The 21,281-nt window shown below is 71.8% G+C and carries 24 protein-coding genes; 10 read left to right on the forward strand and 14 right to left on the reverse strand.

Annotated features, from left to right (window positions below; genetic code table 11):
- Positions 1-653: 653 nt before the first annotated feature.
- Entirely contained in the window at positions 654-983 is a 330-nt protein-coding gene (locus M1P99_RS10885; protein ID WP_304452528.1) for a hypothetical protein, read from the reverse strand.
- A 112-nt stretch (positions 984-1,095) separates the two neighbouring features.
- On the reverse strand, positions 1,096-2,766 hold the full coding sequence (locus M1P99_RS10890; protein WP_304452529.1) for a sulfite oxidase: 1,671 nt from the start codon (positions 2,764-2,766) through the stop codon (positions 1,096-1,098).
- Between the two features lie 150 nt (positions 2,767-2,916).
- Here M1P99_RS10890 and sigK point away from each other — a divergent pair, with 150 nt between their 5' ends.
- From sigK to M1P99_RS10915, 5 genes are all read left to right on the forward strand, one after another.
- On the forward strand, positions 2,917-3,522 hold the full coding sequence (gene sigK / locus M1P99_RS10895) for an ECF RNA polymerase sigma factor SigK (RefSeq protein WP_304455658.1): 606 nt from the start codon (positions 2,917-2,919) through the stop codon (positions 3,520-3,522).
- A complete protein-coding gene (locus M1P99_RS10900) occupies positions 3,519-4,262 on the forward strand; it encodes an anti-sigma factor (RefSeq protein ID WP_304452530.1) in 744 nt (247 codons plus the stop codon). Before sigK ends, M1P99_RS10900 begins: the two co-directional genes overlap by 4 nt.
- Before the next feature lie 195 nt (positions 4,263-4,457).
- A complete protein-coding gene (locus tag M1P99_RS10905) occupies positions 4,458-6,104 on the forward strand; it encodes an AMP-binding protein (RefSeq protein WP_304452531.1) in 1,647 nt (548 codons plus the stop codon).
- A 126-nt stretch (positions 6,105-6,230) separates the two neighbouring features.
- Positions 6,231-6,725: a MarR family winged helix-turn-helix transcriptional regulator gene (locus M1P99_RS10910; RefSeq protein WP_304452532.1), complete on the forward strand. Its 495-nt coding sequence runs from the start codon at positions 6,231-6,233 to the stop codon at positions 6,723-6,725.
- Between the two features lie 358 nt (positions 6,726-7,083).
- The gene (locus tag M1P99_RS10915; protein ID WP_304452533.1) at positions 7,084-7,317 is read left to right on the forward strand and encodes a hypothetical protein; all 234 of its coding nucleotides are present in this window, start codon (positions 7,084-7,086) and stop codon (positions 7,315-7,317) included.
- A gap of 18 nt (positions 7,318-7,335) precedes the next feature.
- Here the strand turns inward: M1P99_RS10915 and M1P99_RS10920 are convergent, their stop codons facing one another.
- Positions 7,336-8,553 (reverse strand): PHB depolymerase family esterase, encoded by a 1,218-nt coding sequence (locus M1P99_RS10920; RefSeq protein ID WP_304455659.1) that lies wholly within the window; start codon positions 8,551-8,553, stop codon positions 7,336-7,338.
- A gap of 257 nt (positions 8,554-8,810) precedes the next feature.
- Here M1P99_RS10920 and M1P99_RS10925 point away from each other — a divergent pair, with 257 nt between their 5' ends.
- Positions 8,811-9,644 carry a 3-hydroxybutyrate dehydrogenase gene (locus M1P99_RS10925; RefSeq protein ID WP_304452534.1) on the forward strand — a complete coding sequence of 278 codons (834 nt, stop codon included), beginning with the start codon at positions 8,811-8,813 and terminating at the stop codon, positions 9,642-9,644.
- Positions 9,629-11,611: a GAF domain-containing protein gene (locus M1P99_RS10930; RefSeq protein ID WP_304452535.1), complete on the forward strand. Its 1,983-nt coding sequence runs from the start codon at positions 9,629-9,631 to the stop codon at positions 11,609-11,611. Before M1P99_RS10925 ends, M1P99_RS10930 begins: the two co-directional genes overlap by 16 nt.
- On the opposite strand, the gene M1P99_RS10935 is transcribed toward M1P99_RS10930, so the two are convergent.
- The 6 genes from M1P99_RS10935 to M1P99_RS10960 all read right to left on the reverse strand — a co-directional run bounded on the left by M1P99_RS10935 (position 11,537) and on the right by M1P99_RS10960 (position 14,863).
- Positions 11,537-12,457 carry an alpha/beta fold hydrolase gene (locus tag M1P99_RS10935; RefSeq protein WP_304452536.1) on the reverse strand — a complete coding sequence of 307 codons (921 nt, stop codon included), beginning with the start codon at positions 12,455-12,457 and terminating at the stop codon, positions 11,537-11,539. The two genes, M1P99_RS10930 and M1P99_RS10935, sit on opposite strands and share 75 nt — an antisense overlap.
- A gap of 535 nt (positions 12,458-12,992) precedes the next feature.
- Positions 12,993-13,466: a hypothetical protein gene (locus M1P99_RS10940; RefSeq protein ID WP_304452537.1), complete on the reverse strand. Its 474-nt coding sequence runs from the start codon at positions 13,464-13,466 to the stop codon at positions 12,993-12,995.
- 80 nt (positions 13,467-13,546) lie between these two features.
- Positions 13,547-13,789 carry a hypothetical protein gene (locus tag M1P99_RS10945; protein ID WP_304452538.1) on the reverse strand — a complete coding sequence of 81 codons (243 nt, stop codon included), beginning with the start codon at positions 13,787-13,789 and terminating at the stop codon, positions 13,547-13,549.
- A gap of 290 nt (positions 13,790-14,079) precedes the next feature.
- Positions 14,080-14,373, reverse strand: coding sequence for a hypothetical protein (locus tag M1P99_RS10950; protein ID WP_304452539.1), 294 nt, complete (start codon positions 14,371-14,373; stop codon positions 14,080-14,082).
- The gene (locus M1P99_RS10955) at positions 14,370-14,657 is read right to left on the reverse strand and encodes a hypothetical protein (protein WP_304452540.1); all 288 of its coding nucleotides are present in this window, start codon (positions 14,655-14,657) and stop codon (positions 14,370-14,372) included. The genes M1P99_RS10950 and M1P99_RS10955 overlap by 4 nt, the downstream gene beginning before the upstream one ends.
- The gene (locus tag M1P99_RS10960; protein WP_304452541.1) at positions 14,654-14,863 is read right to left on the reverse strand and encodes a hypothetical protein; all 210 of its coding nucleotides are present in this window, start codon (positions 14,861-14,863) and stop codon (positions 14,654-14,656) included. The genes M1P99_RS10955 and M1P99_RS10960 overlap by 4 nt, the downstream gene beginning before the upstream one ends.
- Before the next feature lie 142 nt (positions 14,864-15,005).
- Between M1P99_RS10960 and M1P99_RS10965 the strand changes: the two genes are divergently transcribed.
- Genes M1P99_RS10965 through M1P99_RS10975 form a run of 3 tightly spaced genes read left to right on the forward strand, consistent with a single transcriptional unit; the run spans position 15,006 to position 16,297 of the window.
- Positions 15,006-15,893 carry a helix-turn-helix transcriptional regulator gene (locus M1P99_RS10965; RefSeq protein WP_304452542.1) on the forward strand — a complete coding sequence of 296 codons (888 nt, stop codon included), beginning with the start codon at positions 15,006-15,008 and terminating at the stop codon, positions 15,891-15,893.
- A gap of 12 nt (positions 15,894-15,905) precedes the next feature.
- Complete coding sequence (locus tag M1P99_RS10970; protein WP_304452543.1) at positions 15,906-16,094, forward strand: DUF397 domain-containing protein; 189 nt, start codon at positions 15,906-15,908, stop codon at positions 16,092-16,094.
- A gap of 8 nt (positions 16,095-16,102) precedes the next feature.
- Positions 16,103-16,297: a DUF397 domain-containing protein gene (locus M1P99_RS10975; protein WP_304452544.1), complete on the forward strand. Its 195-nt coding sequence runs from the start codon at positions 16,103-16,105 to the stop codon at positions 16,295-16,297.
- A gap of 63 nt (positions 16,298-16,360) precedes the next feature.
- On the opposite strand, the gene M1P99_RS10980 is transcribed toward M1P99_RS10975, so the two are convergent.
- From M1P99_RS10980 to M1P99_RS11000, 5 genes are all read right to left on the reverse strand, one after another.
- On the reverse strand, positions 16,361-17,497 hold the full coding sequence (locus M1P99_RS10980) for an IS30 family transposase (RefSeq protein ID WP_304455660.1): 1,137 nt from the start codon (positions 17,495-17,497) through the stop codon (positions 16,361-16,363).
- A 206-nt stretch (positions 17,498-17,703) separates the two neighbouring features.
- On the reverse strand, positions 17,704-18,828 hold the full coding sequence (locus M1P99_RS10985; protein ID WP_304452545.1) for a branched-chain amino acid ABC transporter permease: 1,125 nt from the start codon (positions 18,826-18,828) through the stop codon (positions 17,704-17,706).
- The gene (locus tag M1P99_RS10990; RefSeq protein ID WP_304452546.1) at positions 18,828-19,727 is read right to left on the reverse strand and encodes a branched-chain amino acid ABC transporter permease; all 900 of its coding nucleotides are present in this window, start codon (positions 19,725-19,727) and stop codon (positions 18,828-18,830) included. The genes M1P99_RS10985 and M1P99_RS10990 overlap by 1 nt, the downstream gene beginning before the upstream one ends.
- Positions 19,724-20,506 carry an ABC transporter ATP-binding protein gene (locus M1P99_RS10995; protein WP_304452547.1) on the reverse strand — a complete coding sequence of 261 codons (783 nt, stop codon included), beginning with the start codon at positions 20,504-20,506 and terminating at the stop codon, positions 19,724-19,726. The genes M1P99_RS10990 and M1P99_RS10995 overlap by 4 nt, the downstream gene beginning before the upstream one ends.
- A complete protein-coding gene (locus M1P99_RS11000; protein ID WP_304455661.1) occupies positions 20,503-21,240 on the reverse strand; it encodes an ABC transporter ATP-binding protein in 738 nt (245 codons plus the stop codon). Before M1P99_RS11000 ends, M1P99_RS10995 begins: the two co-directional genes overlap by 4 nt.
- Positions 21,241-21,281: the final 41 nt, after the last annotated feature.

Consider the following 21,281-nt stretch of genomic DNA (forward strand, 5'->3'; position numbering starts at 1 on the left):
ACGGGGCCTGGGCGGGTAAACCTAGAAGTAATCCTGACCGACCATCTTCCGATGGCCAATCAAAGGAACCCTTCACACCGAAGTGTGACGGGGCCAAAACAAACATGGCTTAAAGAAAATCAAACACGCGCTGTTGAGTTCTCAAGAAACAACCGCTCATCCCGTACAAGCTGCGAACCTCTCGGTTCGTTCGCTCTTCCGTGGAAGGCTGTCTGCGTTTCCGCTTCGTTGTGTCTTTACTTTATCAGGTGTTCCGTGTCCCGCCAACTCGGCGGTTTCGGAGCAATTGATCGGGGTAAAGCCCGTTCTGCTTCGTTGGGCCCGGCGAATTCGCCGGGCTTTTGAAGCAACTCCCCGAGCCTACCGGAACCGAGACACTGCTCGAACCCGCTGGACTTCTGGGAAGTGTGCCACCTGATCCGGTCCGGTTCCGAGCCGGCCCTGAGGGCCGCTCGCCGTCCCGTGGCGACTCGGAGAACACTACCCCCAGCATCCCCCTCCAGCAAACCGCAATGCCTGTGCCGCCGGTCACTTCGCACCCGCGCGCCGCCGAGCCGCGGCCCCTGTTTCTCGGGGAACCGCGGCTCGGGGAGGTCCGTTCGCCGGGGGTGACGAGGGGGAGCTCTTCCAGGGGTGTGTTCAGAGGACGGAGGTCAGCTCTCGTCGTCCTCCATCATCTCCTCGTCGTCCATGCCCTCGTCCATCTGCTCTTCGCCCATGGAGTCCTCCTCCATGTCGCTGTCGTCCATGGAGTCCTCCTCCATACCCTCGTCCTCCATGGAGTCCTCCTCCATGGAGTCCTCCTCCATGGAGTCCTCCTCCATGGAGTCCTCTTCCATGCCCTCGTCCTCCATCTCCTCGCTCTCCCCCGACGGCTCGACCGACGCGGCGTCGTTGCAGGCGGCGAGTGCGAACACCGCGGTGAGGGAGATGGCTCCGGCGGCCAGGAGTCGGCGCAGCGTGTGCGTGCTGGGTGCGTTCATCGATCGGCCCTCTGTTTCGTGTCGTGTTCGTGTGTGTCACTTGCGGTGCCGGCCGTGGCTGCGGCCGACTGCTCCCGCACCGGTGGCACGGGAAGTCCGATGGGGACGCGGTCTAGGCCACGGTGACCTGGACCGTGTGCCGTCCGGTGGCGCCGTCCGGCGCCACCGGGGCCTGCTCGTCGGTCTGGGTCTCGCCGTCGCGGTCGGTGGCCCGGACCGAGATCTCGTGGTCGCCCGGCTCGGCGTCCCACTCGTAGACCCACTGGCGCCAGGTGTCGGCGGTGTCCTCCGCGGCGAGCTCGGCCTCCCGCCACTCGCCGCCGTCGATGCTGACCTCGACCCGCTCGATGCCGGTGGTCTGGGCCCAGGCCACACCGGCGACGGCCACCGTGCCCGTGGTGAGCGCGTCTCCGCTCCGCGGTGTCTCGATGCGGGACTGGGTCTTGATCGGGCCCCGCGCCGACCAGCCCCGCGGGACCCAGTAGGCGTCGAAGGCGTCGAACGTGGTCACGTCGATGTCCACGAGCCACTTGCACGCCGAGACGTAGCCGTACAGGCCCGGCACCACCATCCGCACCGGGAAACCGTGGTCGTAGGGGAGCGGCTCACCGTTCATGCCGAGGGCGAGCATCGCGTCGCGCCCGTCCATGACGTCCTCGACGGGCGTGCCGATGGTCATGCCGTCGGAGGAGCGCGACACGAGTTGGTCGGCGCGCCCGCCACGGGACGGCGGCACCACGCCCACCTCTTCGAGCAGGGTCGCCAGGGGGACACCGATCCACCGCGCGTTGCCGATCAGGTCGCCGCCGATCGGATTGGAGACACAGGCGATGGTGATGTCGCGTTCCACCAGATCGGGTCGGTTGAGCAGGTCTTCGTAGGTGTAGGTGCGCTCCTCGACCCCGTTGCCGTGGATGCGCAGTGACCAGGTCGAGGCGTCCAGGCGGGGCACGGAGAGCGCGGTGTCGATGCGGTAGAAGTCGTCGTTCGGGGTGAAGAACGAGGAGAGCCCGTCGAGTTCCAGGTCGGCGCCGTCCGGTAGGGGCGCAGCCGGGTCGGACGGTCGGGGCAGGCTGATGTCGCCCACGCCGGTCCTCGTGCCAGGTCCGGAAGCGGCGAACAGCCGGGCGGTCGTCCCCGCACCCGCGGAGAGCGCGGCCGCCGAGCCCGCGAGCAGGACGAAGCGACGCCGGTCGAATCCGGGCGCACCGCGCGGGGCATCCGCGGGCCCGCCCGAACCGACGGACTGCTCGGCGCCGTCGCCCTCTCCCGTCCCTCCGCTTTCCGTGGAGGCGGCGGGGTCCGCGCCGAGCGGTGTGAGCCCGACGGTCTCCTGCCTCGCGCCGGCGTTGAGCAGCAGGATCAGGACCAGGTAGCAGGCGGCTGTCCCCACCAGGGTCGGCACGGTGTCGAGGACTCCGGCACCCGGCCGGGTGAGGACGGCGGCCAGGCCCACCACCGCGAAGGCGGCGAGTCCGGCCGCGCCGATCCGGCGGCGCCGTCCGGCGGCCGCGCCCAGGAGGGCCGCGGCCACGACCATGATCGCGCCCATGCCGACGAACAGGGCGATCTTGTCGGCGGTCCCGAAGGTGTCCACCGCGAACTGTTTGACCGGCAGCGGAGTCAGATCGACCGTCGCGTCACCGACGGCCAGCAGCGGGGTCACGTCGGACCGCCCCATGATGACGGCGACGACCTCGGCCACGGCGACCGCGGCGCCGGCGGCGACGAGGCCCGAGACCGCGGCCGGTACCCGGGCCGTTGTGCGGGTGGTGTCGAACATGCCCTGGGTTCGGGGCCGATGATGGGAGGGAGACCGCCATCCCGGTCACGAACGGGTAAAGGACGGCGCGGGTGTCGCTCCGCGCCGGTCGGCGCCGAATGAACGGTGACGGTACAGGGAGAGGGAGAGGGTCGGTGAGCGGTGGATCGGTTGAGAGGTGTCGAGGCCGCCGGTGACGGCGGGGTCGAACACGGGGCCGCGCCCCCGGAGGACGGCTTGGCCGCTCCGCTGCGCCAGGCGGCGGTCGGTGACCTGGCGGCGTTCGAGCGCGTCTACCGGGAACTGTCCGGACCGGTGTTCGGTGTGGTGCGGCGGGTTCTGCTCGACGTGGCGCAGGCGGAGGAGGTGACGCAGGAGGTGTTCCTGGAGGTGTGGCGGCAGTGTGCGCGCTTCGACCCCTCACGGGGGAGCGTGCGCTCGTGGGTGCTGGTGATCGCGCACCGCAGGGCGGTCGACCGGGTGCGTTCGGAGGAGGCCGCCGCCGCGCGTGTCTCGGCCGCGGGCCGGCTCGAACCGGAGCGGACCCCGGCCGACGGGGTCTCGGAGCAGGTGGAGCACCGGTTGGAGCGGGAGAAGGTGCGCCGCTGCCTGCGTCGGCTGACCGAGGTGCAGCGCGACGCCGTGCGCCTGACCTACTACACGGGCTACACCCAGCGCGAGGCCGCCGACCTGCTCGATGTCCCGTTGACCACCGTGAAGGGCCGTCTGCGCGACGGTCTGATCCGGCTGCGCGACTGCCTGGGGGTGAGCGTATGAGCGAGAACTGTGCGCACGGGCTGATCGCCGGCTACGCCGTGGACGGCCTGGATCCGGAGGAGGCCGTGGCGACCGAGCGGCACCTCGACGAGTGCGAGGACTGCCGACGCGACCTCGTGGAGTTCCGGGAGACCCTCGTACGGCTGGCGTACGCGGAGTCGGACCGGCCTTCGGAGGCGGTGTGGACGCGGGTACGGGCCGCCGCGGAGCGGACCCGTCAGGATGCCCCGCTGGTGGAGGGCCCCGCAGCGGACCGGACGGTCACCGCCCTGCCCGCGGGGCTCCGGTGGCGCCGTCGGCTGCCCTGGCTGCTGACGGCCGCGTGCGCCCTGGTGGCCGTCGTCCTGGGGGCTGGCCTGCTGTCGCTGGACCGCAGCATGGACGACATGCGACAGGAGTCCTCGCAGGTCGAGGCGTTGTTGTCGGCACCGGACACGAGTATCCACGAGGGTCCGCTGGGCGACGGGGCCCGGGCGACGGCCTACACCTCCTACGAGATGGACGCGCTGATGTTCGTCGTGGACGGGCTCCCGAACGCGCCGGAGGGCATGGCATACCAGATGTGGTACGTCGACCCGGACGACGACATGCGGTCGGCCGGGATGCTCACGCCCACGGAACAGGGCCTGCACTCCGGGATGGCGAAGGACATGGGGTCCCCGGTGCAGGTCGGGGTCTCGTTGGAGCCGGAGGGCGGGATGCCCGAGCCCAGCGGGCAGCCGATGAAGTTCGACCTGTGAGCCGGTGGGGCGGGCCGCCGCCCCACCGGTGAACTCACCGGGATGACAACCGCGTGGGAGTGAGGGCGCACACTCCGGGGAAGACAGGGGGTGCGGCCGTCACCTACGGTCGCAGTACTCCGCGGAGCGACCAGGCGAGGGCTCCGCGACACGGCGCGGAGCGCTTCGCCTGTCCCCGTCCTCCCCGGAGACATCATGGCGCCAGACGTCGGCCGCCCGCCGGCCCCCGCGAACCTGCGACACACGCTTCGGACCGTGCGCGTCCTGGTCAGGGCCGGGGTCCTCAGTGCCGGTCGGCCCGACCGGATCCTCCGACAGCTGCGCGCCCTGCGCACCTGGGGCGCGACCGTGGCGGGCGGCTACGCGGCCGCGAACGAACGCGTCCCGGACCGCGTGTCCGTCATCGACGACAACGGGCCGACGCCCTTCCGCGAGATGAACCTGCGCGCCCGTCTGCTGGCCGTGGAGCTGGACCGGGCCGGGGTGCGGCCCGGGGCGAGCGTGGGGGTGCTGTGCCGCAACCACAGCGCGTTCGTGCAGACGATGGCGGCCTGCGGTCGCCTGGGAGCGGACTGCGTCCTGCTCAATACGGGCCTGGCCCCCGCTCAGGTGGTGGCCGCGGCGGCCGACCACGGTCTGGCCGCGCTGGTGGCCGACGCCGAGTTCGAGGACCTGTACGGAGGCGTGGCCGCGGAGGTCCCGCGGTTCACGGCCTGGGGTGAGGCCTCCGTTCCGGGTCCGCGCGTGCCGTGGCGGGCCCGGGAGGTCGCCGACACCGAGGAGGAGCCCGCCCCTCCGGAGCGTCCGGGGCGGCTGGTCGTGCTGACGTCGGGGACCACGGGCACGCCCAAGGGGGCCCGCCGTCCCACGCCCAAGGGTCCGCAGGACGCGGCGTCGGTCCTGTCCAGGATTCCGTTGCGGTCCTCGGACCGGATCCTGGTCGCGGCACCGGTCTTCCACACCTGGGGCCTGGCCGGGGTGCAGTTGGGGATGTCGATGCGGGCGACGCTGGTCATGCGCCGCCAGTTCGACCCGGAGGACGTGCTGCGGGCGGTGGCCGAGCACCGGTGCACGGCGGTGTTCGCGGTGCCGGTGATGCTGCGCCGGATCATGGACCTGCCGCCGCGGGTCCGGGCCCGGTACGACACGTCGTCGCTGCGTGTCGTGGCGTGCAGCGGTTCGGCGATGAGCCCGAAGCTCATCACCGACTTCATGGACGGGTTCGGTGACGTGCTCTACAACCTGTACGGCTCGACGGAGGTGTCGTGGGCGACCATCGCGACCCCGGAGGAGATGCGGCGGTCGCCGACCACGGCGGGCCGGCCGCCGCTGGGGACGCGGTTGGCGGTCCTGGACGCCGACGGGGTGGAGGTCCCTCCGGGGACGGAGGGCTCGATCCACGTCGGCAACGAGATGCTCTTCGAGGGGTACACGAACGGCGGGACCCGGGACGTGGCGCAGGGCCTGATGGCGACCGGCGACCGCGGTCACGTGGACGTGGACGGGCTGTTGCACGTGGCCGGGCGGGACGACGACATGATCATCTCGGGCGGGGAGAACGTGTTCCCCCGGCCGGTGGAGGAGCTGATCGTGACTCTGCCGTCGGTGCGCGAGGTGGTGGTGACGGGTGTGCCGGACGAGGAGTTCGGGCACCGGTTCGCGGCGTTCGTGGTGCCCTACGAGGGGAGGGAGGTCGATCCCAACGAGATCCGGCTTCTCGTCCGTCAGGAGCTGGGCCGGTTCTCCGTTCCGCGTGACGTGGTGCTGCTCGACGAGCTTCCGCGCAACGCGACCGGCAAGGTGATGAAGCGGCGGCTGCCGACCGACGCCTCCCCGCGGTAGGGCCCGTCGGGGCGCCCTGCCGGGGTGCCCCGGCGTCGTCGCCGACCCGCCCGGCGCGACTCCGCCCGCGGTTTCCTCGTTCCCAAGGCAATTGTGCTCTTTGACATCGACCCCCCGGTTACTACGATGTGGCCGATGTCCGAGCAAGCTCCTACCCCCGGCGGAGACTTCCCTCTCCCACCCGTCGACGAGCAGATGTGCTTCGCGCTCTACGCCGCGTCGCGTGCCGTCACGAACCTCTATCGTCCGCTCCTGGAGCGGATGAACCTGACCTATCCCCAGTACCTGGTGATGATGCTGCTCTGGGAGCGTCGGGACTGTCCGGTCAAGGACATCGGCGCCGTCCTCCAGCTCGACTACGGCACGCTCACTCCGCTGCTCAAACGGCTGGAGACCAGGGGCCTGGTCAATCGGGACCGCGATCCCGGGGACGAGCGCTCGGTCCGGGTCACCCTCACCGACGAGGGCATCCGGCTGCGGGCCCTCGCGGAGGGCGTGCCCGAGGCGGTGGGCGAGGTCATCGCCCTGCCCGCCGACGAGTTCGAGGCGACCCGGCTGTCCCTGCGCCGCCTCACCGGGCACGTCCTCGCCGGGGAGGCGCGGCTGCCCGGACCGGGCTGAGACCCCGTCGCGGCGACCGCCACCGGGTGACGGACGCGACGACGGCGGAGACGGGTGCCACGGGGGTCGCGCCCGTCCTCACCGCGTGTGGGCGGACCTTGCTGTCCGCCCACACGTCTTCGGGCTCCCTGCGCGGCCGCCCGGCCCGGTGCGACGAATCCCTCCCAGGCCCGGTCACTCCGCTCGGGCGTGTTCCGTGGATGCCGCCCGTCGCGAGCGGCGTTCCGGTGCGGCTGTCGCAAGGCCGGAGAAGAAGGCATCGTGGTGTGGCTGTCGACTGATGAGAACGCGGCGAGAGCCGTGCCGGGGCGTCGCGCCGCAGGGTGAGTATCCGCCGAACATGGCCTAGGTTGGGGGCATGACCATCTGGGCGTCGGACAACCGCAGCGGACAGGTGCGCGAAGCTCTCACCATGCTGCTGTCGCAGGGCGTGATCGACGATTTCCGTATCCGCCCCGACGAGGAGTTCCCGTTCCAGGTCCAGGTGCCGGCCGGGCTCGTGCCGATGACCGAGCACCAGGCGGCCCACTTCGTTCTGGGGGCGACGGTCGCCCACTTCGGGCGGCTGGCCCGTGGCGGGGGCGACCTCTGACCCCCGCCCGGGCCGTCGTCAGCAGGCGCCGGGAGTGTGCTCCCAGTAGCCGGTGGAGGTCTCGGTCAGCGCGGTGGTGACGAAGACGTTCCACAGGCCGAGGGGGTCGTCGGAGCCGACCGCGTAGGTCAACCCGGAGCGCTGGACCGCGCGTCCCTCACGGACGTGGTCGTAGTTGCTCGCCCTCACGCACTCACCGGGGTCGGGGTCCCCGGTCGGGCTCGGTGTGGGGTCGGGGTCCCCGGTCGGATCGGGATCGGCGACCTCGCCCAGGCCCCAGAAGTCGACGGTGTACCCGGTGGAGCAGACGGTGTCCAGGAAGTAGGCCCCGGCCGTGCCGCAGCCCCGGCCCGGGTCCACGGGCGTTCCGTGCCCCATGCCGGACACCCGGAAGTCCGCGACGGCCGCCGTGGCCGCCGTGCCGCCGTGGTAGTCGGCGGTGGTCCCGCCTGGCAGCTGTTCGGTGGCGTCGGGGGTGCCGTCCAGCCCGTGGGCGTTCGTCCACTGGCTCACGCTCGCGTCGCCGTTGGCCGGGACGACCGTGGTGTCGGCGGTGCCGTGCCACACGGCGACGCGGGGCAGGGGCCCGCTCCACCCGGGGTTCTTGGCCCGCACGGCGTCGCCCCACTGCTCCGGCGTCCTGGTCTTGCCCGGGTTCATGCAGGTGAAGGCGTCGACCATCCCGCTGGCGCACCCGACCGGGATGCCCGCCACGACGCTGCCGCCGGCGAAGAGGTCGGGGTAGGCGGCGAGGAGCTCCCCGGCCATGGCGCCGCCCGCGGAGAGCCCGGACACGTGGACGCGGTCGGCGTCCAGCCCTTCGGCGGCCACGGCGTGCTCCACCATGGAGCGCACGGACCGGGCCTCGCCGGAGTCGCGGGCCACGTCGTCGGGCCGGAACCAGTTGAAGCAGGCGTTGGCGTTGTTGGCGGACCGCTGCTCGGCGTAGACCAGTGCGAATCCGTGGCTGTCGGCGTAGTCGGCCCAGCCGGAGTTCGCGTGGTAGGCGGACGCGTCCTGCGCGCAGCCGTGCAGGAGGACGACGAGCGGCGCGCCGTCGGGCAGCCCGTCGGGGACGTAGGAGTACATGCCCAGGTCGCCGGGGTTGGTGCCGAACGAGGTGACGGGCGTGAGTGTGGCCGCCGACGCCCGTGGGGCGGCGGTGAGCAGGACGGCCGCGACCGTGGCGACGACGGCGGCCAGGGCGGTGAGGACGACGGCGAACCGTCGGATGATCGGAGTCGGGGGGTGCAAGGGGGCCTCCGGGGGGTGGGTCCGAACAGTGCGGGGGAGCTTCGGCCGAACTCCGTGGCCCGGAGACTAGTTCTGATGTGACCTGGGCGACATGTCAAGGAGACCCAGATCACTCTTCCGTGGGGCGTGGGATCACCACAGCCGCGCACGGGCACATGGGCCGATTCCACATGAGTCGGCCACGCCGTGTGTCGGCCCGACCTATCCACGCTCCGCGCACGCGCGCCTAGTTTTCAGGCATGACGACGCACGAGTACCCGCCGGGCGCGCCTGGCCGGATCCCCCCGCCCCCCGCCGCCTCGCCCTCGGCCGCCCAGCGCACCGCCCGGGTCGACCTGACCGGTCGGACCGCCCTGGTCACCGGGGCGGCGCGCGGGATCGGTCGCGCGTGCGCGCTGCGCCTGGCGGCGGCGGGGGCCGACGTCCGGATGGCCGACCTCGACGGACCGGGCCTGCGCGCGCTGGCCGACCAGGGCGTCGGCGAGCCCCTGGAGGTCGACCTGTCCGACCTCGACGCCGCCGAGGAGGCCGGCCGCGGCGCCGACATCGTGGTCAACAACGCCGGCGTGCAGACCGTCGCCCCCGTCCAGGACTTCCCGCCCGAGCGCTTCTCCCTCATCCTCCGGCTCATGGTGGAGGCGCCGTTCCGCGCTGTCCGCGGCGCTCTGCCCCACATGTACGAGCGCGGGTGGGGCCGCGTCGTCAACCTGTCCTCCGTGCACGGTCTGCGGGCGTCTCCGTTCAAGTCGGCCTACGTGACCGCCAAGCACGGGCTGGAGGGCTTCTCCAAGGTGGTCGCCCTGGAGGGCGCCGAGCACGGCGTCACGTCCAACTGCGTGAATCCCGGCTACGTGCGCACCGCCCTGGTGGAACGGCAGATCGCCGACCAGGCGCTGGCGCACGGCGTCCCGGAGGCCGAGGTGCTGTCCGAGGTCCTGCTGGCCCGCACTCCGATGAAGCGGTTGATCGAGCCGGAGGAGGTCGCCGAGCTGGTGGTCTACCTTTGCAGTGCCGACGCGTCGTTCGTCAACGGCGCGTCGCTGGCCGTCGACGGAGGATGGAGCGCGAGCTGAACACGACCCCCGCCCCGCAGGGCGATCCGGACGACCAGGCGTTCTTCCTCGACCTGCTGCTCCGGGACGCGCCGCCCGTGGAGTACGAGCGCCCGGTGCTGCGGGCGCGCGCGGAGGGCGCCGACCCCGACGTCGTGGCGGCCCTGGAGAACGCGAAGCTGACCGCACTGCGCGTGCGGTCGGTGCTGCGCGACCGCCAGCGCCGGGAGTCGGAGCTGAGCGCGCTGTTCGAGACCGCCAACGACCTGGCGGGCATGCGCAGCCTGGACCGGGTGCTGCAGGCGATCGTGGAGCGGGCCCGGCACCTGCTCAACTGCGACGTCTCCTACCTGACGCTGAGCGACCCGGAGGCGGGCGGCACCTACATGCGGGTGACCTCGGGTTCGGTGTCGGCGTCCTTCCAGCGGCTGCGCCTGGCGTCGGGCAAGGGTCTGGGCGGCCTGGTCGCGACGACGGCCCTGCCGTACGTGACGGCGAACTACTTCGCCGACCCCCGGTTCGAGCACACCGAGAACATCGACCACGCCGTCCGTGAGGAGGGTTTGGTGGCCATCCTGGGCGTGCCGCTGAAGATGAACGGCCGCGACGTGGGCGTGCTGTTCGCCGCGAACCGCAGCGAGCGCCCCTTCGCGCACTCGGAGGTGGCGCTGCTGTCGTCGCTGGCCACGCACGCGGCCATCGCGATCGACAGCGCGAACCTCATCGACGACACCCGCCGGGCCCTGGACGAGCTGCACACCGTGAACGAGCGGCTGCAGCGGCACACGGCGTCGGTGGAGCGGTCGGCGGCGGCGCACGACCGGCTGGCGGACCTGGTGCTGCGGGGCGGGGGCGTGCGCGAGGTGGCGGCGGCGATCGCTGAGGTGCTGGGCGGCTCGGTGCTGATCCACGACCAGACCTCCGACGTGTCGGTGAGCGCCACGCCCGAGGGCGCGGTCGTCGAGGACCGCCACCACGGCGGGGCCGGCCCGCTGCCGGAGGAGGAGTTGGCCGAGGCGGTGCGCACCGCGCTCTCCAGCGGGCGTGCGGTCCGCGCGGGGCAGGCGTGGGTGGCGTCGGCGACGGCGGGCAGCGAGTCGCTGGGCACGCTGGTCCTGCACGGGGCGGTGCTGGACGAGACCGACCAGCGGGTCCTGGAGCGGGCCGCGATGGTGACGGCGCTGCTGCTGCTCATCCGCCGGTCGGTGAGCGAGACCGAGCACCGGGTGCGCGGCGATCTGCTCAACGAGCTGTTGGAGGTGCCCGCGCGCGATCCGGAGTCGCTGCGCCAGCGCGCCGCCCCGCTGCACGCCGACCTGGACGCGCCGTACGTGCTGGTGGTCGCGGAGGCGCCCGGCGCGGACCCGGCGCGTCTGCGCTCGGCCGCCACGCACGTCGCCGAGACCACGGGCGGGCTGGCCGGGCACCGGTCGGGGCGCCTGGTGCTGGCGCTGCCCGGTGAGGACCCCGCCGAGGCGGGCCGCCGGGTGGTCGGTGAGCTGTCGGCGGCGGCCAACGGGCCGGTGACCGCGGGCCTGGCCGGGCCCACGGACGGGCCCGGATCGTTCCTGTCGGCGTTCGCCGAGGCGTCGCGCTGTCTGCAGACCCTGCGGGCCCTGGGCCGCGACGGCGATGTCGCCACCACCGACGACCTCGGGTTCCCCGGGCTGCTGCTCAGCCAGGACCGGGACGTGCCGGGTTTCGTGTCGGCGACGCTGGGGCCGCTGCTGGAGTACGACGCCAAGCGGGGCACGCTGCTCGTGGAGACACTGGGGGCCTACTTCGCGGCCGGGGGCAACCTGTCGCGCGCCAAGGACGACCTGCACATCCACGTGAACACGGTGGCGCAGCGCCTGGAGCGGATCGGGCAGCTCATCGGGGCGGACTGGCAGCGCCCCGACCGCGCGCTGGAGCTACAGCTGGCCCTGCACCTGCACGGTCTGCTCGGCCAGGGCGTGGACCTGCTCGGCGAGCAGGGCGGCGGTTGAGGAGAACAGCGGGCTGTAGTGGTTGTCGTCGGGCAGTTCCACGGTGACGAGGTCGTCGGGGAGCCCGGCGAGCCGTGCGGGGGTGTAGAGGCCGGGTGACTCGTCCATGAGCCCGCGCGCCGTCCACAGCAGGCGCGCGGGGCAGGGCAGGCGGTGCACGGCGCCCAGGACTTCGGGGTCGGTGAGGACCTGGGCGCCGTCGGTGCGGACGGCCTCCTCGTCGCAGGCCGAGCGGGTCTCGGGCGGTGTGCCGACGAGGTCGCGCAGGACGTAGTGGTCCACCCAGGTGTTCCAGCGGTCGGCGAAGGCGGGGTGGCGACGCCAGAAGGCGCGGTAGTCGTCGGGTCCTTCGAAGGTCATCCGCAGGCGCGCCATGGCCGGGCCCAGGACGGTGTCGATGTCGGTGCCGGGCGGGACGGGGAGGCCGAGGCCGCCGTCGACCAGGAGGAGCCCGGCGACGCGGTCGGGGTGGCGGACGGCGGCCAGGCAGGCGACGAACGCGCCCATGGAGTGGCCGACCAGCACGGTGCGCTCGATTCCGGCGGCGTCCAGGACGGCGAGGAGGTCGTCGACGTGGGCGCCGAGTCCGTGGGGCCCGGGGAGGTGGCCGCCGGCGCCCCGGCCGCGCAGGTCGGGGGCGAGGACCGGCGGGCCTCCGCGCGCGGCGAGTTCGGCGGCGAGCCGGGCGAAGGAGTGGCCGTTGGCGGTGATGCCGTGCACGGCGAGCACGGGTGTCCGGGCGGGCGCGTCACCGGGGTCTCCCCAGCGGGTGACGGCGAGGGCTCCCCCGGGGACCGGGACGGTGTACTCGTCCCCGTCGCGCCAGTGCGTGGTGGACGTGGTCATCACTGGACCGCCTTCCGGTTCCTGAGGGCCGATCGGACACGCGTGCCGGGAGGGTGCGCGTTCGTTCGGAGGACAGGACCGATGCTAGGAGCGCGCGCCCGGGGCGGGTATCCCCCGGGCCCACAGCATCGGCCCCGCCGGGGTGGGAGATGTCCACGTCCATGACCGAAGGGGACCTCGATGACCCCTCGACGGGTCGGGGGAGGGCTATCAAGAGGGGGGTGGGCTCGCCGCCTTCGAGGATGGCCCGGATGCTGCCGCGCCGCCAGCCGAGCCCGTCCTCCAGGCGCTCGCGCACGTCCTTGGTGATGGGCTGGTCACCGCCCCGGACGCGCCGGATCGTCTCGTATGGGACGCCGCTCACCTCTTCGAGCTCTCGCCATGTGAGGTCAAGGGACCTGACCTGCAACTCGATGAACGCGCGGAGCCGGGAGCGCTCGGGTGACTGCGTGCCTGGGGAAGGCCCGCACGAGCGGCGGCACCTGGGCAATGCCGGGCCGGTACCGATCATCAGGCATCGTCCCATGCTGGCAGGTCAGGTCTCGTCGAGGTCGACCTCGAGATCCTCAACGGTGTGGACGTGTCCCGCCGGTTCCAAGATCACCTCTGCCGGGCGTGACAGGAACGTGCACATCCGCGCGCGCCGTTCTACTTCCCGCACGACAGTCCATCCCTGGACCTCGGTGTAGTAACGCACCAGGGCCGGAGCGAACGTGCCCCGGCGCACGTGCTTCCGACCGGTGCGTGCGGCGTGGTCCAGCGCCCACCGGGCCAGAACCCACCCCAGGCGCTGGCCGGTCGGCCAGGTCCACGTCGAGGCCAGGAACAACGCCGGGATCTCGCGCTCGGTCTCAGTGAACCCCCACTCGGGTGATTCGCTGTAAGCGCTTGTACACCCCACCACCTGGCCGCCGTCGACCAGCACCCACATCGGGGTGTCGGCCTCCGCTGCCTGCCCGGCCATGGCCTGGGCGATCTCCGGGCGGGAGGCCAGGCCGTTGTCGCTCATCCACTCCACACGCCGCGCCACCATCGCCTCAACGCCATCATGGTCATCCGCTCGGGCCGGTCGGATCTGCATGTCGCCCCTCATCGTCGGGCCTGGAGGGAGGCCAGGCCGGTCTCCAGGATCAGTGGTCGGTACACGTCGAAGGTGCGTTCGCCCGAGGTCTTGAACTCGGTGGCCGCGTGCGCCAGCTCGTCCGCGTCGAGGTACCCATCATCGACCAGGAGTGAGCCGCGATCGAGTGTGTCGAGTAGATGGTCTGTTCCGTGGCGGCGCATGGCCGTGTCGAGGATGTCCTGGAAGTTCTCGGGCAGCAGTGGCGACACTGCATGGTTCGGATGTTGGGGTACTTCGGGTTGGCCGGGTCTGCGATGTAGTCGTGCTGTCCGCTCGTGGTGCCGCTGCACCTGGTGGCACCGTCCATCGCTCTCCTCGGGGGTGAGGGAGGGTGCGGCCCCGCCTCCCGGTAGGGGCCGCACCGGATCAGGGCGCCGCAGATGCGGCGAGGTCGGGCGCCTCCGCCGTGCGCGAAGCGGGCACGCTCTCCAACGGCGACGCCCACACCAGCGGGTGCGCGCCGGGGTGGGAGATGTCCACGCCCGCGACCGGACCGGGGTCAGCCCGGGGAGGCCGGCCCCGGGGGTTTCCTTCGAGGGCCGTCCGGCGAGGTCGGGCGGGAGTCCGGCCCCTCGCCCAGGTGCTCCAGCGGGGAGTGCCAGACGATCGGCCGCGGATGGGGGTCGGGACCCGTGCCGACGGCCACCCGGGTGGCGGGCCCTCGGGTGGCCGCGTAGAGGGGGCGGTCCTCCAGGGTCGGGCCGAGGTAGCGGACGCGGGTGCCGTGGGCGAGGGCCCAGGCCCGCAGTTCGGCCAGGGTGGCGACCTCGCGCAGGTCACAGACGGCGGTCATTCGGCCGCCTCCCTGACCTCGTAGCGCACGGCCAGGTCGGGCTCGGTGTGCAGCCGACGGATGCGGGCGGTGAGCGCGCGGATGTCGTCGCCCGTCCGGCGGCGGCAGCCGAGGAGGCCCCGGACGTGCTGGGCGCGGGCCGCCAGGAGGTCCCGGCGCGCGTCCCAGGAGCCGAGAGCGGCCGGGGGCAGGTGGTACACGGACGCGAGCGCGTTCAGCAGGTCGTCGAGGTCGGCGACGGTGACCCGGGTGTCAGCCTCTGTTCCGGTGCCAGTGCCGGTCATCGCGCACCCGCTTCCAGGTGCCGGAGGCCGTCCAGGACGAGGCGCAGGACCGCTGTGGGGGCGGCGTCCATGGGCACGCGCGGGCGCGGGATGGGCCAGGGGGCGTAGGAGCGGGCGCGAGCGGCGCGGCGGGGTCGGCGCCAGCGGATGCGCTCTTCGGCCAGATAGCGGACGGCGACGAGCGCCGACGGGTTCAGGTATCGCACAGGGCGACTCCTCGATCAGGGTGCCGCTGGATGAGGGCGGCGAGCGGATGAGTACGAGACCCATACTCCACTCGAAACTTTTGATTCGCAAGTCTCCAGTCGAGATACGGTAAATCGCATCATCACAGTAAGGAGTTGCGAAATGTCCGGTTCTGGTTCAACGGCGATACGATCGGCGGCGTCCCCTGAGGAGGTCGATGTGAGCAGCCCGTCCGTAGCACGACGCCAGCTATCGGCACAGATACGGGCGAAACGGCTTGACGCGGGCATGACCATCGAGCAGGCCGCCGACGCGCTCGAATGGTCGAGCACGAAGATCTCGAACATCGAAACCGGTCGGTCGAAGAAGCCCGCTGTCACCGATATCCGTGTCCTGCTCGACCTGTACCGGGTGAAGGACGAGCGGGAGCGCGACGCGATCCTCGCCCTCACCCGCCAGTCGCGCGAACGCGGGTGGTGGAACCGCTACGACGATGTGCTCGGAGGCGCCTACGCCTCCCTGGAGGCCGGGGCCAGAAGCGTTCGCCTCTTCGAGCCGCAGTACATCCCTGGCCTGTTCCAGATACCCGAGTACGCCAAGGCCATCGCCCAAGCCACGCTCATTCGCGATTCAGCCGACATCCAGCGGACCGTCGAGGCCCGTGTGCGACGGCAGGAGATCCTGACACAGGAGAATCCGCCGGATGTGTGGGCAATCATCCACGAGAGTGCCCTGTTGATGCTCAGGGCATCGCCGGACCTGTTCGCCCCTCAGGTGGAGCGGCTTCTCGATCTCGCCGAGTCACCCAACTCAGTCACGGTCCAGGTGCTCCCCATGTCATCAGGGCTACATGCTGGGATGGGAGGACCGTTCTCCATCCTCGACTACGACGCCGCTCCGTCGCTCGTCTTCCTGGAGACGAACACGGACGGGCTTTACCTGGAGAAGCCGCCGGAGATCGCCCGGTACCGCAACTGCTTCGACCGCCTGCTGGCCAAAGCGCTTGACCCGGACTCGGTCCCTGGCTACCTGCGGTCACTGACCGCCTAGAAAGTCACCAACATGCACTCATCCAGCGACAGACTGATCTTCCGCAAGTCCACGTACTCGCAGCCCCAGAACTGCGTCGAGGTGGCCGACCTACCCACCGGCTCCGCTGTCCGCGACACACAGAACAGGGCGTCGGGGCACCTGATGTTCTCCTCGCGGGAGTGGCGAGCCGCCGTCGCCGCCGCTCAGCAGGAAAGGTAATCACCACCATGCACTCATCCAGCGACGAACTGAGCTTCCGCAAGTCCTCGTACAGCAATCCATCGAACTGCGTCGAAGTCGCCGACGTACCCGGTGGCGACGCTGCCGTGCGCGACTCGCAGAACCCCGACGACGGGCACTTCCTCGTCCCTGGGGCGGAGTGGACCGCGCTTCTGTCCGTCGTGCGCCACGACCGCGTGTAGACCGCCCAACAGAAAGGCCCCGGGGAGCTCGGCGAATTCGAGGGGTCGTCGCAACACAGCTGATCAACTGGCCACGGCCAGGAGCTTAGCCAAACGCTCGGCTGGGGTCTCCCAGCCGAGCGTCTTGCGTGGGCGGGAGTTCAGTTCGGCAGCGACCTCCTTCAGGCGCTCACGGCCGTGCGCGGCCAGGTCAGTGCCCTTGGGGAAGTACTGCCGCAGCAGCCCGTTCGTGTTCTCGTTCGACCCCCGCTGCCAAGGGCTGGAAGGGTCGCAGAAGTAGACCGGCATGCCGGTGGCCATCGAGAACTCGTGGTGCAGCCCCATCTCCGAACCCTGGTCCCAGGTCAGTGACCTGCGCAGATGCTCGGGCAGGGTCGAGACGGTCTCGACCAGGGCGTCACGGACGCTCATCGTGTCGCGCGTTCCGGGCAGGTGGACGAGCATCACGTAGCGGCTGGACCGCTCGACCAGCGTGCCGATCGCCGAACCGTTCTCCTTGCCCACGATCAGATCGCCCTCCCAGTGCCCGGGAACCGCCCGGTCAGCGACCTCGGGCGGGCGCTCGCTGATCATGACCATCGGGTACGGGAAGCGCGGCGTGCGCTGGTCTGGGCGGCGGCGAGGCCGACGCAGGGTGCGGCCGGTGCGCAGCGCCTTGGCCAGCTCGCGGCGCAGCTCGCCGCGGCCCTGGACGTAGAGCGCCTGGTAGATCGTCTCGTGGCACACGTGCATCTCCGCTTGGTCGGGGAAGCTCAGCCTCAGGTGGTGGCTGATCTGCTCCGGACTCCACTTCATGCCCAGGCGGTGCTGGATGATCTCGCGCAGGAGCGGGTTGGCTCCGATCTTGCCGCCCTTGGGGCGGGCCCGCCGGGCTCGCGCTCGGGCGTGTGCGGCGTGGGGGCGGTAGTCGTGGTTGCCGGGGTGGCGGTTGCGGCGGATCTCCCGGCTGATCGTGGAGGGATTCCGGCCCAGCTCGGCGGCGATGGTGCGCACGGACGCCTTCTCACGCCACCGGTCAGCGATGTGGATGCGTTCGTCTTCGCCCAGGTAGCGGCCGGATCGGACCTCGATCTTGCGTGTGAAGCCGGGACCGGTCGAGGTCGCCGGTGCGTCCTTCGCCGGCAGCCTCGACCGCTTCCTACGGCCCTCGGGGCGCCCGTAGCGCCACTCCCGTCCGGTGCGTGGGTTGACGCCCACCATCCGGCTCGCCTGCGTGTTGCTGTAGCCCTGTTCCACCAGGGCAAGGTAGCGCTCACGCTCGATCAGGAGCTTCTTGCGCCCCTGTGGTTTCCGGCTCTCGCGGATCTCGAAGTCGTCCACCGCACCCCTTCAGAGATGGGGTGTTGCAACGACCTCTAGAACTCAAGGCTCCCCGGGGCCTTCTGCGTACTCATCCGACACCGATCCTACCGCTGGGCCGCCCTCCTGTCCCGGACGGCCGATCGGACGCGTGCGGGGAGGGCGACCAGACCTCCCGGGAAGAAGAACACCATGAGCACGAACAGGGTTCCGAGCACGAACAGGGGTTGCGACAGGGGCGCGGCGATCCAGGCAGGGAGAGCAGTGAAAGCGTCCGAGCCGCCGAGCTGGAGGAGGCGGTGGTCGGCGTAGGTGTACAGGGCCGCACCGACCAGCGGCCCCCACCGGGTGCCCGCCCCACCGAGCGCGACCATGACCAGCAGGGCCAGGGTGAACTCCGCGGTCGTGATGCCCGGTGTGACGCCTCCGGTCACCAGCAGGTAGGCGACACCGCCCAGGGAGGCCAGACCGCCGCCGACGGTGAACGCCGCCAGCTTGTAGGGGTAGGGGTTGACCCCCAGGACGGCCACACGCTGTTCGTTGGCGCGGATGCCCTGCCACACCCGGCCCACCGGCGAGGCGGTCAGCCACCAGACCACGCCCGTGGCGACCACCGCGTAGGCCAGGGCCGCCCAGTACAGGTTGACGGTGTTGACCACGCCCACGAACGCGTCGGGCACGGCCGCCGTGTGCAGCGGCAGGCCCTCCTCACCGCCGGTCGCCCGTCCGGGGTCGCGCGCGATGAGGATCGAGCCGGCCTGGGCGAAGGCGAGCGTGACCATGGCCAGGGCGATGCCGTTGACCCGCAGGGACACCGCGCCGAGCACCAGTGACAGCAGGGTGCCGCCGACGACGGCGACCACGGCCGACCACAGCAGCGGCAGTTCCAGCACCCGCATCAGCAGGGCGGCGGTGTACGCGCCGCAGGCGAAGTACAGGGCGTGCCCGAAGGACAGCAGCCCGACCCTGCCGTACAGCAGGTCGTAGCTGGTCGCCAGGCCGCCGAACACCAGGCACAGCGCGAGCAGGTGCAGGGTGGGCGGGCTGTTGAGGGCCCCCTCGAACACACCGGGCAGCGTGAGCGTGGAGAAGGGCAGGGACAGCGCCACGAGGAGGACGGCGACCGGGGCGATCCAGCCGGTCGGCCGCGGGCGTCGGCGCACGTCGGGCACGGTGTCCGGGGTCGGCGCACCGCGGCCGGGCGTCGTCGGGGCCACGTCGGTGTCGGTCATCAGGCCACCCTCTCCGCGGACTTCTTCGCGGTCAGTCCGCCCTGTCGCGTGAGCAGCACGACGGCCAGGACGATGACCACGGCGATGTCGCCGAGCCCGGCGACGGTGTAGTAGTTGGCGAACTGCTGGATGAGGCCGACCCCGACGGAGGCGAGGGCGCACCCGGTGAGGGAGGTGGTCCCGCCGATCACGACGACGATGAACGCGAAGATCAGCAGCGACATCCCCTGGGTGGGCGTCACCACGCCGAAGTAGAGGCCGCCCAGGGCCCCGGCGAGCGCGGCGGCGGCACCGCCGATGGCGAAGACCAGGGTGAAGGCGGTGCGCACGTCGATCCCCAGGGCGGTGACCATGGCGCGGTCCTGGACCCCGGCGCGGACGATCAGCCCGTAGCGGGTCCGGGAGTTGAACAGCCACAGGGCCGTGAAGACCACGACGGCGGCCGCGATCAGCAGGAAGCGGTCGGTGGGGACGTTGACGCCGAGGACACCGACGGTGCCCGCGACGAGCGCGGGGCGGGGGAAGGGGAGCGGGTCGGCTCCCCAGACGGCCTGGAGCAGGGCGGGCACGGCGAGGCTGAGGCCGACCGTGGCGAGGATCTGTTCGCGGTGCCGTCCGTAGAGCGGCCGGATGACGCACAGCTCGACGAGGGTCGCGGCCAGGGTGCCCGCGCCGACGCCGAACGCGACCGCCAGGAGGAAGCCGAACCCGTCGGGTCCGGCCCCGGGCAGGTACACGCTCGCCCACCAGGTCCCGTAGGCGCCGATCGCGAGGAAGGCGCCGTGCGCGAAGTTGAGCACGTCCATCAGGCCGAAGATCAGTGACAGCCCCGAGGCGATGAGGAAGTACAGGGCGCCCAGGCCGAGTCCGGTGATGACGAGGAGCACGACGGTACTCACGCGGTGTCCACCTGCCTGTCGTGGGTCGGGTCGGCGGCGGGTCCGGCCGCGGGCCCGGCTCCGGGCGCGGCCGCGGTGCGGGACACGCCCAGGAGCGCGCGGACGCGGTCGGGATCGTCCAGGAGGTCCAGGGCCGGGCCGGTGTGGACGACCCGTCCGGTGTCGAGCACGACCGCCTGGTCGGCCACGCGCCGGACCAGGGCCAGGTTCTGCTCCACCAGCAGGACGGGGACGCGCTCGGCGGCGACGGCGACCGCGTCGGCGACTTCGCGCACCACCCGGGGGGCCAGGCCCTTGGTGGGTTCGTCCACGATGAGCAGGCGGTTGTCGTTGAGCAGGGCCCGCCCGATCGCGAGCATCTGCTGCTGCCCGCCGGACAGGGTGCCGGCGGGCTGTGCGGCACGCTCGCGCAGTTCGGGGAAGAGCTCGTGGACGAGGTCGTAGCGGGGCGCGCCGGGCCGCCGTTCGGCCAGGCGCAGGTTCTCCGCGACCGTGAGCGCGGAGAAGATCCCGCGCTCCTCCGGCACGTAGCCGATACCCCGGGCGACGATGGCGTGGGTGGGGTGCGCGGTGATGTCGGTTCCGGCGAACTCCACCCGGCCGGTGCGCGGCACCAGGCCGAGCAGGGCTTTGACGGTGGTGGTCTTGCCGACGCCGTTGCGGCCCAGGAGGGCGGTCACGCCGGTCGCCGGGGTCGAGAAGGTCACGCCCTGGAGGATGTGCGACCCCTCGATCCACACGTGCAGGTCGGCCGCGTCCAGGAGCGGCTCGCCGGTCACGCCCCGTCCCCGAGGTAGGCGGCCTGGACCTCGGGGTCGGCCATGGCCGAGTCGGGGTCGGTGAAGGCCAGCAGTGCGCCGTGGTGCATCACGGCCAGTCGGTCGGCCATGTCGAGGAGCACCTCCATGTGGTGTTCGACCATGAGGACGGTGCAGCCGTGTTCGCGGTGCACGTCCCGGATGACGGTGGTGAGGTCGCCGATCTCGCCCGCGCTGACCCCCGCCATGGGCTCGTCCAGGAGGATCAGCCGGGGGCGCCGGGCCAGCAGGAGGGCGAGTTCGAGCTTGCGCTTGTCGCCGTGGGACAGGTCCCCGGCCAGGGCGCCCGCCCGGTGGGAGAGCCGGACCAGGTCCAGGACCGCGGCGACCTCGGGGCCTCCGTCGGGGGCGGCGCGCCGCCAGAAGCGCCGCGACTCCCCCGTTCGGGCCTGGACGGCGAGGCCGACGTTGGCGCCGACGCCCAGGTCGGCGAAGACACTGGAGGTCTGGAAGGTACGGCCCATGCCGAGCCGGGCCCGGCGGTGGGGCGCGTGGCGGGTGACGTCGGCGCCCGCCAGCCGGATGGAACCGGAGGTGGGCCTGGTCAGCCCGGTCACCAGGTTGAACAGGGAGGTCTTGCCCGCCCCGTTGGGTCCGATGAGGGCGACGAACTCGCCTTCGCCGATGTCCATGGTGATGTCGTCGACGATGACGGCTCCGCCGACCGACCAGCTCAGGTGCTCCAGCGCGAGCACGGCGGCGCCGTGGTGCGGCCCGGGGCCGGCCGCGGCGCCGG

The sequence above is a fragment of the Nocardiopsis sp. YSL2 genome, from assembly GCF_030555055.1.
Taxonomy (GTDB): Bacteria; Actinomycetota; Actinomycetes; order Streptosporangiales; family Streptosporangiaceae; genus Nocardiopsis.

Bases quoted from the DNA above. Each gene is read 5' to 3' on its own strand.
- M1P99_RS10955 (WP_304452540.1), bottom strand. From the start codon at position 14,657: ATGACCGGCACTGGCACCGGAACAGAGGCTGACACCCGGGTCACCGTC.
- M1P99_RS10910 (WP_304452532.1), top strand. From the start codon at position 6,231: ATGTGGCCGATGTCCGAGCAAGCTCCTACCCCCGGCGGAGACTTCCCT.
- M1P99_RS10935 (WP_304452536.1), bottom strand. From the start codon at position 12,457: ATGACCACGTCCACCACGCACTGGCGCGACGGGGACGAGTACACCGTC.
- M1P99_RS10940 (WP_304452537.1), bottom strand. From the start codon at position 13,466: ATGAGCGACAACGGCCTGGCCTCCCGCCCGGAGATCGCCCAGGCCATG.
- M1P99_RS10900 (WP_304452530.1), top strand. From the start codon at position 3,519: ATGAGCGAGAACTGTGCGCACGGGCTGATCGCCGGCTACGCCGTGGAC.
- M1P99_RS10975 (WP_304452544.1), top strand. From the start codon at position 16,103: ATGCACTCATCCAGCGACGAACTGAGCTTCCGCAAGTCCTCGTACAGC.
- M1P99_RS10890 (WP_304452529.1), bottom strand. From the start codon at position 2,766: ATGTTCGACACCACCCGCACAACGGCCCGGGTACCGGCCGCGGTCTCG.
- M1P99_RS10985 (WP_304452545.1), bottom strand. From the start codon at position 18,828: ATGACCGACACCGACGTGGCCCCGACGACGCCCGGCCGCGGTGCGCCG.
- M1P99_RS10950 (WP_304452539.1), bottom strand. From the start codon at position 14,373: ATGACCGCCGTCTGTGACCTGCGCGAGGTCGCCACCCTGGCCGAACTG.
- M1P99_RS10965 (WP_304452542.1), top strand. From the start codon at position 15,006: ATGTCCGGTTCTGGTTCAACGGCGATACGATCGGCGGCGTCCCCTGAG.
- M1P99_RS10915 (WP_304452533.1), top strand. From the start codon at position 7,084: ATGACCATCTGGGCGTCGGACAACCGCAGCGGACAGGTGCGCGAAGCT.
- M1P99_RS10885 (WP_304452528.1), bottom strand. From the start codon at position 983: ATGAACGCACCCAGCACGCACACGCTGCGCCGACTCCTGGCCGCCGGA.
- M1P99_RS10970 (WP_304452543.1), top strand. From the start codon at position 15,906: ATGCACTCATCCAGCGACAGACTGATCTTCCGCAAGTCCACGTACTCG.
- M1P99_RS10980 (WP_304455660.1), bottom strand. From the start codon at position 17,497: ATGGTGGGCGTCAACCCACGCACCGGACGGGAGTGGCGCTACGGGCGC.
- M1P99_RS10930 (WP_304452535.1), top strand. From the start codon at position 9,629: ATGGAGCGCGAGCTGAACACGACCCCCGCCCCGCAGGGCGATCCGGAC.
- M1P99_RS10925 (WP_304452534.1), top strand. From the start codon at position 8,811: ATGACGACGCACGAGTACCCGCCGGGCGCGCCTGGCCGGATCCCCCCG.
- M1P99_RS10905 (WP_304452531.1), top strand. From the start codon at position 4,458: ATGGCGCCAGACGTCGGCCGCCCGCCGGCCCCCGCGAACCTGCGACAC.